Origin of the sequence: Pedococcus sp., from assembly GCF_036000045.1 — a bacterium.
Taxonomy (GTDB): domain Bacteria; phylum Actinomycetota; class Actinomycetes; order Actinomycetales; family Dermatophilaceae; genus Pedococcus.
Genome location: NZ_DASYGF010000006.1, coordinates 1 through 11,015, shown reverse-complemented (window position 1 = coordinate 11,015; position 11,015 = coordinate 1). Strand labels below are relative to the sequence as shown.

12 protein-coding genes are annotated in these 11,015 nt (G+C 71.1%); 3 read left to right on the top strand and 9 right to left on the bottom strand.

The window, feature by feature from the left end; genetic code table 11:
- Both VGN50_RS00915 and VGN50_RS00910 read right to left on the bottom strand, forming a co-directional pair.
- A partial coding sequence (locus tag VGN50_RS00915) for an acyl-CoA dehydrogenase family protein (RefSeq protein ID WP_327442745.1) occupies positions 1 to 980 on the bottom strand: 980 nt, incomplete at its 3' end.
- A 405-nt stretch (positions 981 to 1,385) separates the two neighbouring features.
- Entirely contained in the window at positions 1,386 to 2,450 is a 1,065-nt protein-coding gene (locus VGN50_RS00910) for an LLM class F420-dependent oxidoreductase (RefSeq protein ID WP_327442744.1), read from the bottom strand.
- A gap of 65 nt (positions 2,451 to 2,515) precedes the next feature.
- Here VGN50_RS00910 and VGN50_RS00905 point away from each other — a divergent pair, with 65 nt between their 5' ends.
- A complete protein-coding gene (locus tag VGN50_RS00905) occupies positions 2,516 to 2,968 on the top strand; it encodes a CoA-binding protein (protein ID WP_327442743.1) in 453 nt (150 codons plus the stop codon).
- Between the two features lie 20 nt (positions 2,969 to 2,988).
- On the opposite strand, the gene purE is transcribed toward VGN50_RS00905, so the two are convergent.
- Together purE and VGN50_RS00895 are read right to left on the bottom strand one after the other, a co-directional pair.
- Entirely contained in the window at positions 2,989 to 3,510 is a 522-nt protein-coding gene (gene purE / locus VGN50_RS00900; RefSeq protein WP_327442742.1) for a 5-(carboxyamino)imidazole ribonucleotide mutase, read from the bottom strand.
- Positions 3,507 to 4,703 carry a 5-(carboxyamino)imidazole ribonucleotide synthase gene (locus VGN50_RS00895; protein ID WP_327442741.1) on the bottom strand — a complete coding sequence of 399 codons (1,197 nt, stop codon included), beginning with the start codon at positions 4,701 to 4,703 and terminating at the stop codon, positions 3,507 to 3,509. Before VGN50_RS00895 ends, purE begins: the two co-directional genes overlap by 4 nt.
- Before the next feature lie 81 nt (positions 4,704 to 4,784).
- Here VGN50_RS00895 and VGN50_RS00890 point away from each other — a divergent pair, with 81 nt between their 5' ends.
- Positions 4,785 to 5,318 (top strand): GtrA family protein, encoded by a 534-nt coding sequence (locus tag VGN50_RS00890; RefSeq protein WP_327442740.1) that lies wholly within the window; start codon positions 4,785 to 4,787, stop codon positions 5,316 to 5,318.
- A gap of 27 nt (positions 5,319 to 5,345) precedes the next feature.
- On the opposite strand, the gene VGN50_RS00885 is transcribed toward VGN50_RS00890, so the two are convergent.
- From VGN50_RS00885 to VGN50_RS00865, 5 genes are all read right to left on the bottom strand, one after another.
- Positions 5,346 to 6,332 (bottom strand): HAMP domain-containing sensor histidine kinase, encoded by a 987-nt coding sequence (locus VGN50_RS00885; protein ID WP_327442739.1) that lies wholly within the window; start codon positions 6,330 to 6,332, stop codon positions 5,346 to 5,348.
- Between the two features lie 45 nt (positions 6,333 to 6,377).
- Entirely contained in the window at positions 6,378 to 7,055 is a 678-nt protein-coding gene (locus tag VGN50_RS00880) for a response regulator transcription factor (protein ID WP_327442738.1), read from the bottom strand.
- A 30-nt stretch (positions 7,056 to 7,085) separates the two neighbouring features.
- The gene (locus tag VGN50_RS00875; protein ID WP_327442747.1) at positions 7,086 to 7,862 is read right to left on the bottom strand and encodes an enoyl-CoA hydratase/isomerase family protein; all 777 of its coding nucleotides are present in this window, start codon (positions 7,860 to 7,862) and stop codon (positions 7,086 to 7,088) included.
- Positions 7,863 to 7,924: 62 nt separating this feature from the next.
- Positions 7,925 to 9,013, bottom strand: coding sequence for an adenylate/guanylate cyclase domain-containing protein (locus VGN50_RS00870; protein ID WP_327442737.1), 1,089 nt, complete (start codon positions 9,011 to 9,013; stop codon positions 7,925 to 7,927).
- Positions 9,014 to 9,132: 119 nt separating this feature from the next.
- Positions 9,133 to 9,918, bottom strand: a complete 786-nt coding sequence (locus tag VGN50_RS00865; RefSeq protein ID WP_327442736.1) for a biotin--[acetyl-CoA-carboxylase] ligase — start codon at positions 9,916 to 9,918, stop codon at positions 9,133 to 9,135.
- Between the two features lie 63 nt (positions 9,919 to 9,981).
- Between VGN50_RS00865 and VGN50_RS00860 the strand changes: the two genes are divergently transcribed.
- Positions 9,982 to 11,015 (top strand): acyl-CoA carboxylase subunit beta (locus tag VGN50_RS00860; RefSeq protein ID WP_327442746.1); only part of this gene is annotated, 1,034 nt, incomplete at its 3' end.

Below are 11,015 nucleotides of genomic sequence, written 5' to 3'. Positions count from 1 at the left end.
GCCGCGCCGAAGAACGGCAGGTCTTTGTCTCCACGCTCCGACTTGGCAGCCGCGGCATACACCATCTGGCGAGCGGCCTCGACCGCCATGGCCATGTCCGCGAGCATGAACTGGATGCCCTGGAAGTCAGCGACCGCCTGCCCGAACTGCCTGCGCTCCTTGACGTAGCCGACGGCGAAGTCCAGGGCCCCCTGGGCGATGCCGACGGCCTGGGCGCCGATGGTCACGCGGGTGTGGTCGAGGGTGCGCAGGGCGATCTTGAGGCCGTCGCCGACCTCACCCACGACCCGGTCGCCCGGGATACGGACGTTGTCGAAATGGAGCTCGCGCGTCGGGCTGCCCTTGATGCCGAGCTTGCGCTCCTTCTCTCCGAACGTGAACCCCTCGTCGGACTTCTCCACGACGAAGGCGGTGACGTTGGCGCCGCGCCGCCCCTCGGGGTCGGTCACCGCCAGGACGGTGTAGTACTCGGAGACACCGGCGTTGGTGATCCACGACTTCTGGCCGTTGATGACCCAGTCATCTCCGTCGCGGCGCGCGCGGGTCTTCATGGCCGCCGTGTCGGAGCCGGCCTCGCGCTCGGACAGGCCGTAGGAGAACGTCGTCCGGCCCTCTGCCAACGGCGTCAGATACCGGCGCTTCACGTCCTCGTTGGCGGCGAGGACGAGCGGCATCGAGCCCAGCTTGTTCACGGCGGGGATGAGCGAGGCAGAGGCGTCGACCCGGGCGACCTCCTCGATGACGATGCAGGTCGCCAGGGCGTCGGCCCCGACACCGCCGTACTCCTCGGCCACGTGCGGGGCGAAGAAGTCCGAGGCGACCAGGGCGTCGTGAGCCTCCTGGGGGTAGCGCGCGTCCTCGTCCACCGCGGCGGCGAAGGGAGCGATCTTGTCCTCGGCGACGGCACGGACTGCCTCACGGAGGGCCTCGTGGTCCTCGGAGATCTTGAACAGGTCGAAGGCAGCGTTACCAGTCGTCACGGTAGCCAAGGTTACCCTCGGGTATGCCGCGCCGCGGGCGCGGCCGGGTGTGGCGCCCACCACGTCGATCCCCGGTCGAACAGGGACGTACTGCGGGTGAAACCGCACGGCGGCGACCCCGGATCCCCCGTGTGACGATCACGAGCGGCTGGGTCGGGGCGCACCCCGCCTGGTCGCCCGACGTGCGACTGATCGTCTTGACGGGCTACCGGTCCCACCCCACGCCTCACAACCCCAGCCTCACAGCGTGGCGCCTGGACAACAGACGGGCACCACGCGTTCGTGCCGGGTTCGGACGGCCTTCTCGCGGGCTGGCGTACCTCAGGACCTCCTCGCCGCGGCCACTTCCGCACCGCGGTTGCGACGACAGCGACGGTTGGGCTCCGGCCCAGCCGCCGCTGTCGCTCAGGCGCGCTTCGGCAGGTGCCAGAGGTGTCCGTGCTGCTGGCGGTCCACGAGCTCGGGCATGACGTCGCGCTCGAACATCGCGATGCCGCTCGTGTCGTAGGCGGCCTCGAAGAAGTAGGTGATGAGGTAGGTCATCCCCAACCTCTCCAGCTCCTGGAGCCGCTCCACGATCTGCTCGGCCGTTCCCGTGCCCGGCGACCTGCGGATGTCGTCGATACGGGACTCCAGCACCTTCTCGGGGACGCCGACACCGCGCATGTGGTCAGCCAGCCAGCTGATCCGGTCCTCGACGTCACGCTCGGTCGCGCCGATGAAGATGTCGAGGTTGCCCGTCCGGGTGATCTCGGAGAAGTCCCGACCCACGTCGTCGCAGTGCTGGCGCAACAGGGTGCTCTTGTGCTCGAAGTCCGCCGCCACGCCCGACCCGTAGTTGGTGTAGTCGGCGTACTGCGCCGCGATGCGCAAGGTGACCTTCTCGCCGCCGCCGGCGACCCAGATCGGAATGCCGTTCGCGGGCGAGCCCGGCGCCGAGGTGCCCTGGAGCGGGCGCGGCATACACAATGCGCCGTCGGTCGAGTAGTGCTTGCCCTCGAACGTGGACCGCCCCTCTGTCCACATCTGACGGAAGATCTGGACTCCCTCCTCCAGTCGCTGCAGACGCTCGCCCGGCCGCGGGAAGCCGTAGCCGTACGCGCGCCACTCGTGCTCGTACCAGCCGCCGCCGATGCCCATCTCGAGGCGGCCCTCGGAGACGATGTCGACGGTCGCCGCGACCTTGGCCAGGTAGGCCGGGTTGCGGTAGCTCATGCAGGTGCACATCTGACCCAGCCGCACCCGGCCGGTCACCGCAGCGAAGGCCGACATGAGGGTCCACGCCTCGTGGGTGGCCTCCTCGCTCGGCACCGGCACGGTGTGGAAGTGGTCGTAGACCCAGATCGAGGACCAGTCCTCGTTGGCGTCGGCCCGGCGGGCCAACCCTGCCATCACCCCCCAGTGCTGGGCAGGCTCGATGCCTGCGAGATCCATCTTCCAACCCTGGGGCACGAACAGTCCGAACTTCATGGGGGCGAGGCTACGTCACCTGCGTGGTGGTTGCGCGCAGACCACTCGTGTGGTGCGGTCGAGGAATGCTTCAGCACCAGAACGACCCCGAGCTCATCCGCGAGCTGCTCAGCGACCCCGGTATGTGGGTCGTCGTCGGCCTGTCGACCAACCAGCAGCGTGAGGCGTACGGCGTCGCCCGCTGGCTCAAGGTCGAGCAGGGCAAGGGGCTGATCCCGGTGCATCCCAAGGCCGAGACGGTGCATGGCGAGCAGGGCTACGCCAGCCTGTCGGACATCCCCGACGGCGTCGACGTCAAGGTCGTCGACTGCTTCGTCAGCTCCCAGCACGTCGGCGCCGTGGTCGACGAAGCGATCGCGAACAAGGACCGGCTCCGGATCGATGCGATCTGGATGCAGCTCGGGGTCGTCGACGAGGCCGCCGCCCAGCGGGCACGCGAGGCGGGGATCGCGGTCGTCATGGACACCTGCCCGCGAATCGAGTGGCGCGGCGTCCTGAACAGCGGCATGGCCCGCTGACCGCGACGCAGAGAAGTGCCCTAGGCCGGGCTGCCGCGGCGCTCGCGCAGGGCCGCCCCCTTGGCGTGGGCCTGGTCGCGCAGGTCGGACTGAAAGGCGGCCATCCGCTCACGCAGCCCCGCGGCATACGGGCCCTCGCCAGCAGCGAGGATGCGCACGGCGAGCAGGCCGGCGTTGCGGGCCCCGCCGATCGACACCGTCGCGACCGGCACTCCCGCCGGCATCTGGACGATCGAGAGCAGCGAGTCCATGCCGTCGAGATGGCGCAGCGGCACCGGCACCCCGACGACCGGCAGTGGGGTGACGGCGGCCAGCATGCCGGGCAGGTGAGCCGCTCCCCCGGCCCCGGCGACGATCACCCGCAGGCCGCGCCCGGCCGCGTCCTGGCCGTAGCGGAGCATCTCCGCCGGCATCCGATGGGCCGAGACCACGTCGGCCTCGAAGGGGACGCCGAACTCCTCCAGGACCTGTGCGGCGAGCTCCATGACAGGCCAGTCGCTGTCGCTGCCCATGACGAGTCCGACCAGTGGCTGCTCGGTCATTCGGTGATCACTCCCGCGAGGTAGTCGGCGGCGTGGCGGGCTCGCTCACGCAGGTCGGCCAGGTCGGTGCCCGACACGTTGACGTGCCCGATCTTGCGGCCCACGCGGACCGTCTTGCCGTAGAGGTGCAGCTTCAGCCCGGGGTCGCGCGCCATGAGGTGCCGGTATGCCGGGTAGAGCTCCGGGTAGTCGCCGCCCAGGACGTTGGCCATCACGGTGTGCGGCTCGCGTGGGGTGGGTGCGCCGAGTGGAAGGTCGAGGACAGCTCGCAGGTGCTGCTCGAACTGCCCTGTGACCGCACCGTCCATCGACCAGTGTCCGCTGTTGTGGGGCCGCATGGCGAGCTCGTTGACGACGTAGGAGGGAGCACCGGACTCCGCGTCGCGGACCTCGAACATCTCGACGGCGAAGACGCCCGTCACCTGCAGGCTCTCGGCGATGCGCAGACCGGCCTCGGTGGCGACGGCGGCGAGACCCGGGTCGAGGTCAGGCGCCGGGGCGAGCACCTCGGTGCAGATGCCGTCGGTCTGCACGGTCTCGACGACCGGCCACGCTGCGGCCTGGTTGGAGGGGCTCCGGGCGATGAGCACGGCGAGCTCGCGGACGAACTCGACCCGCTCCTCGAGCAGGATGCCGTCGGCCAGGGGGCCGGGCGCACCGACCTGGTCGAGCCAGTCCTGGAGCTCGTCGACCGTGCCGACGACCCGCACGCCCTTGCCGTCGTAGCCCCCTCGAGGAGTCTTGGCCACCAACGGCCAGCCGACCCGGGCGGCGAACGCCTCGACCTGGTCGGCTGTCCGGGCCTGCGCCCACGCAGGGCACGCCACCCCGATCTCCGTGAGGCGGCGTCGCATCCTCAGCTTGTCCTGCGCGTAGACCAGCGCGTCCGGGGTGGGGTGTAGCGGCACGCCCGCGGCCACGAGGGCGCTCAGCACCTCGTCGGGCACGTGCTCGTGGTCGAAGGTGACGACGTCACAGTCCCGGGCGAAGGCGAGCACCGCCTCCACGTCGCGGTGGTCACCGACCGGCGAGGAGGGCACCACCTGGGCGGCCGCGGCATCCGGGGCCTCGGCCAGCACGCTCAGGCCGATAGCCAGCTCGGAGGCCGGCCCCGCGCACATCCGCGCGAGCTGACCACCGCCGATGATGCCGACGACGGGAAAGCCACCGGGAGCACGCTGGGGAGATGTCACGCCGCGAGGATATCGACCGTTCGGACCGGAGTGCCCGGCAGTATGCACCGGGCGCACAGGGTGCGCGGATAGGCTCCCCTGGTGTCCACCCACCCTCCTGTGACCGACCGGCTCCGCGGAGCCGTCGACGTCCTCTATCGCGAGATCATCAAGTTCGGCGTCGTGGGGGCGGTGTCGTTCGTCGTCGACGTAGGGCTGATGAACCTCCTGCGCCAGACCGTCATGGAGGACAAGCCGACCGGCGCCAAGATCGTGTCGGCCTCGGTCGCCACCGCCGTGGCGTGGGTGGGCAACCGGACCTGGACCTTCCGGCACCGTCGCAACCGGCCCGCCCACCACGAGGCCGCGCTGTTCGTCCTCACCAACGGCGTGGCCCTGCTCATCGGGGCGGGCTGCATCGCGTTCTCGCACTACGGTCTCGGGCTGACCTCGCTGGCTGCGGACAACGTCGCCAACATCGTCGGCATCGGGCTCGGCACGCTGTTCCGGTTCTGGGCCTATCGCGCGTTCGTGTTCAGCCGGGAGCCGCTGGTCGACACCTCTCCGCTGTCCGACGAGACCGTCCAGTCCGACCTGGCCGAGCGCGTGGAGCCGTCGGAGCAGCCCAAGGCCTAGATCCGGAGGGCCGGGGCGGCCCTCGGGTCAGATGGCGTCGGACTCGCTGAGGAACAGGGCGAAGATCGCCGGCTGCGCCTGGATGAGCTCGAGCCGGCCACCGTTGGACTCGGCGAGGTCCCGCGCCAGCGCCAGCCCCAGGCCGGTTCCGCTCGTGGTCACCGAGCGCTCGAAGATGTGCGGGGCGATGGCAGCGGGGACGCCTTCGCCCTGGTCGCTCACCTCGACCACGACCGAGGGGCCGCTGCGGCGAGCGTGGACGTCCACCGTTCCCCGGCCGTGCGCCAGGGAGTTCTCCAGGAGGGTGGACAGCACCTGGGAGAGGTCGACCGGCTTCGCCTGCACCGCCAGGCCGCGCTCACCGTGCACCCGCACGCTCCGCCGCGCCTGCTCGAAGGCGGGCTGCCACTCGCGTTGCAGCGCGGCGATCACGGAGTCCAGCGAGACCGAGGCCTTCGGCTCGTCGACGCCGCGCCGGCTGCGCGAGAGCAGGTCGTCGACCACGCGCGTGAGCCGCTCGACCTGGGTGATGGCGATGCTGGCCTCCTCCTGGACGACGTCGAGATCGTCCGTAACGGCGATCTCCTCAAGCCGCATGAGCAGGGCGGTCAGCGGGGTGCGCAGCTGGTGGGAGGCGTCAGAGGCGAAGTCGCGCTCGGACGCCAGCGACTTGGTCAGCCGCTGGGCACTGCGCGACAACACTTCGGAGACCTGGTCGAGCTCGGCGATGCCCGAGTGCAGGGGCTGGATGCGGGACTCACCGGCTCCGAGCCGCTCAGCACGGTCGGCGAGCATGGTCATCGGCGCGGACAGCCGCACCGTCTGGCGGATGGCCACGACCACGCCGGCCGCGAGCGAGAGGAGGCAGAGGGTGACCAGGACGCCGGCCAGCTTGGCCGAGATGGACAGCGGCATGCCCTGACCGAGCCAGTCGTGAACGAGCCCGTCACCCTGGCTGGCTCGCCACAGGCCCAGCACGATCGGCACGATGATGATCGCGATGGCGATAGCCACGGCAAGCACCGTGGACCGGATCAGCTGTTGCCGCATGGCGTGGCGTCAGATCGCGTCGCCACGCTCGAAGCGGAATCCGACGCCCCGAACGGTGGCGATGTAGCGCGGCTGCGTGGCGTCGTCGCCGAGCTTGCGGCGCAGCACGGAGATGTGCATGTCGAGGGTCTTGGTCGACCCGAACCACGCGGTCTCCCAGATCTCGCGCATCAGCTGCTCGCGCGAGACGACCTTGCCCTGCTCGCGCACGAGGACCCGCAGCAGGTCGAACTCCTTGGCGGTGAGCTGGAGCTCCTCGTCGCGGAACCAGGCGCGGCGACCCTCGGGGTCGATGCGGACCAGCTCCTGGCTCGGCACGGCATCGGTCGGCGTTCGGCGCAGCAGGGCCCGGACCCGCGCCAGCAGCTCGGCGAGGCGGAACGGCTTGGTGACGTAGTCGTCCGCGCCGGCGTCGAGCCCGACGACGGTGTCGACCTCGTCCGCGCGCGCCGTCAGGATCAGCACCGGCACGGTGCGACCGTCGGCGCGGATCCGGCGGCAGACCTCGAGCCCGTCGACGAAGGGCAGTCCGAGGTCGAGAACCACCAGGTCGTGGTTCTCGACCGAGGCCTCGAGGGCGGCCCGGCCGTCGGCTCGTACGTCGACGTCGTACCCCTCCCGCCGCAGGGCGCGGGCCAGCGGCTCGGAGATGGCAGGGTCGTCCTCAGCGAGGAGCACACGGGTCATGGGGCTGATCGTAGGCAAAGGGAGGCCACCTCAGCGACCGGGCCACGTCGGTCGGCGTTTCTCCGCAAATGCAGCGACCCCCTCGGCACGGTCGGCCGAGAAGGCGGTGGCCGCCCAGCACTCGTCCTCGATGCGCAGTCCGGTGTCGAGATCGGTGTCGAGACCCTGACGCATGGCGCGCTTGGCGTTGCGGACTCCGACCGGCGAGTTGGCGGCGATCTGCCCGGCGATCTCGAGGGCGCGCTCGCGGGCCGACCCGGCGGCGACCACCTCGTCGACCACGCCCAAGCGGTACGCGCTCGCCGCGTCGTAGCGCTGCGCCGTGAAGACCATCTGCGCGGCGCGAGACCATCCCACCCGACGGGTGAGCAGCTGCGTGCCGCCGCCGCCGGGGATGACCCCCACGCTGACCTCAGGCAGCCCGACCACGGCCTGCTCCCCGCACACGATCAGGTCGCAGGAGAGCGCGATCTCGAGGCCGCCTCCGAGCGCGTAGCCGTCGACCGCCGCCACCGCGGGCATCGGCAGGTCCAGAACGCCGCGGTATGCCGCCTGCGCCACGGGGCGCTGGGCGCGCAGCTCGTCATCGGTGAACCGGTTGCGCTCCTTGAGGTCCGCTCCGACGCAGAAGGCCTTGGGGTGGCTCGAGGTCACCACAACCGCCCGCACACCGCGCTCCGCCGCGAGCTGGCGGGTGGCGGCGGCCAGGGCCGTGGCCATCGCGGTCGAGACGGCGTTCATCGCCTCAGGCCGGTCGAGCACCAGCTCGGCGACCGTCCCGCCCTCGCCGTGCCTCTCGACCCGCACGAGGGGGCCCTCGGACCGGTGCTCGTGGGCCTGCTCGGCCGGCTGGTCGGAAGGATGCTCGCTCACTGGTGGACCTCTCCTGGGTTGGTGCGGCGGCCGCCTGCGGCCCGGCGCAGCTCACTGGGGGTGACCGGGCCGATGCCCCGCAGGGTGCGACGCCGCAGCGCCGTCGTCTCGAAGCCGCTGCCGCTCGCGAGGCCCGCGGCGAGCGCGTCGTCGATGAGCACGCCGCCCCCGGGGGCCACGCTCGTCAGCCGGCTGGCGCGGTTGACCGTGGTGCCGAAGACGTCACCGAGCCGCGACAGGACGGGCCCGAAGGCCATGCCCACACGGACGTCGGGCAGGAGGTCGTCCTCGGCCATCGTGTCGACGAGGTCCAGCGCGATGGCGGCGGCGGGAGCGGCGTCGATCGTCACGAACAGGATCTCGTCGCCCACGGTCTTGATGACCCGTCCGCCGTGGGCCGTGACGATGTCCGTGCAGAGGGCCTCGAAGCGCTGCACCATCACCGCCAGCTGGCGTTCGGTCATCCGGCGCACGAGCCCGGTGAAGTTGACCAGGTCCGCGAAGCCGACCGCTCGCCGCACGCCTTGGCTGGCACTCTCCGGGTCGGCGTCGGCGAGCATGCGGGAGATGGCCGCCGTGAGGTGGCGGCGCCACGCGTAGATGAGCAGCGGCTCCAAGGCGTCGGCCATGTCGGCCAGCTTGAGCGCGGACGCCTCGGCGGCGATGAGGTCGGGAACCGCTCGGGCGTCGGCCTCGTCCAGGGCGGCCTCGATCTCGACCGGGGCGAGCGCCTCGGCCATGAGCTGCGTCTGCCAGACGGCCAGCCGGTCAGTCGTCCGCGCGAAAGCCCGGGTCATCGCGAGGGCCGTCTCCTCGTCGAGCTCCTCCTCACGGACGAGCCGGGCCACGGCCTTGAGCGCCAGGAGGTCGGCCTCGGTGAACACGGCCTCCTCGTCGTGGACGATCGGGAAACCGAGGGCATGCCAGAACTTGCGGGCCGAGAGCAGGGAGACCTGGGCGCTGCGGCTCACGTCTCGCCGGCCCATGGTGGCCCGCTTGCCGAGCAGCCGCGCCTCCAGGCTGTCCGGTCGCAACGCCTCGATCTCCTCGGGGCGCACTGGGCGGTGCCGTCCGGGCTCGGTCACCCCGACACCTCCTCGCTCCGTCTAGCCCGCCGTTGCGGGGCGCAGTGCAGCGCCCGACCGGCGCTGGTCACCTCGCATCATGCCGTGTGCCGCGGACCGGGCGCCCGCGCCCCCGGCGCTCAGCCGCCGGGGGCCACCTTGGCGTGCACGACATCGCCCGCGGCGACGGCATACTCCTGGCCGCGGGAGGAGACCACCAGCCGGCCGGTGGCGTCGATACCGGTCGCCGTGACGCGGCTGACGGTGCCGTCGGCGGCGTGCAGGTCCACCTCGCGACCGACGGTGAGACAGGATGACCGGTATGCCGCCTGGGCGTCCACGCGGTCGGCTCCACCGCGCACCAGGTCGGCGTGGAGGGCGGCCAGGTGCCGCAGCACCGCCTCCACGAGCCGCTCGCGGCTCACCCCAGGCGCTCCGGCGAGGCGCAGCGAGGTCGCCGTCTCCACCGGGAGCTCCTCGCGGCCCTGGTCGACGTTGATGCCCAGCCCGACCACGACGCCAGTGGGCTGGAGCTCGCACAGGACGCCGCAGACCTTGCGGTCGTCATCGGAGGGGAGCAGGACGTCGTTGGGCCACTTCAGACCGGCTCGTAGCCCGGTCACCTCCTCGATGCCTCTCAGGACGGCCAGCCCCGTGACCAGGGGCATCCAGCCGCGGCCGTCGTCGGGTGCCGGTAACAGGACCGAGAGGGTCACCGAGGTGTGGGCCGGCGTCTCCCAGCTCCGGCCCAGCCGCCCCCGGCCCGCCAGCTGGTGGTCGGCGACGACCACGCGCCAGGGCTCGGCCAGGCGGGCCGCCTCGGCGTTGGTGGAGCCGAGCGTGGGATGCACGTCCACCCCCGTCCAGGGCGATCCGGACGTGACCAACGCCTCGTGTAATGCCTCACTGTCGAGCGGTTCGCGCATGAGGGCAAGGCTAGGCTCGCCGGCATGGCGCAGACCACCGATTCCGTCGCTGATCCGCTCGCAATGGGCGGCACCGACATCCCCTCCTCGGGCTCCGGCATCGACATCCACTCCACGGCGGGCAAGCTGGCCGACCTCAAGCGCAGGGTCGCCGAGGTGGCCCATGCCGGGTCCGAGCGGGCCGTGGAGAAGCAGCACGGGCGTGGCAAGAAGACGGCGCGCGAGCGGATCGACCTGCTTCTCGACGAGGGCTCGTTCGTCGAGATGGACAAGTACGCCCGACACCGCTCGGTCGCGTTCGGCCAGGACCAGAACCGGCCGTACGGCGACGGGGTCGTCACCGGATACGGCACCGTGGACGGGCGCACGGTCGCCGTGTTCGCCCAGGACTTCACCGTGTTCGGCGGCTCCCTCGGCGAGGTGTTCGGCGAGAAGATCTGCAAGGTCATGGACTTCGCCATGAAGGTCGGCTGCCCCGTCGTCGGCCTCAACGACTCCGGCGGCGCCCGCATCCAGGAGGGCGTGGTCTCCCTCGGGCTCTACGGCGAGATCTTCCGCCGCAACGTCCACGCCTCGGGCGTCATCCCCCAGATCTCGCTCGTCATGGGGCCTTGCGCCGGCGGCGCGGTGTACTCCCCCGCCGTCACCGACTTCACCGTGATGGTCGACCAGACCTCGCACATGTTCATCACCGGTCCCGACGTCATCAAGACGGTCACCGGCGAGATCGTCTCGTTCGAGGACCTCGGCGGCGCCCGCGCCCACAACACCAAGTCCGGTGTCGCGCACTACATGGGCAGCGACGAGGACGACGCCATCGAGTACGTCAAGGCCCTGCTGTCCTACCTGCCCTCGAACAACCTCGAGGACCCCCCGGCCTACGAGGTGGACAACGACCTGACGGTCACGGAGGCGGACCTCGAGCTCGACACCCTCATCCCCGACTCCCCGAACCAGCCGTACGACATGCACACCGTCATCGGCCACGTGCTCGACGACGGCGAGTTCCTCGAGGTCCACCCGCTCTTCGCGCCGAACATCATCTGCGGCTTCGGGCGGGTCGAGGGGCGGTCCGTCGGCGTCGTGGCCAACCAGCC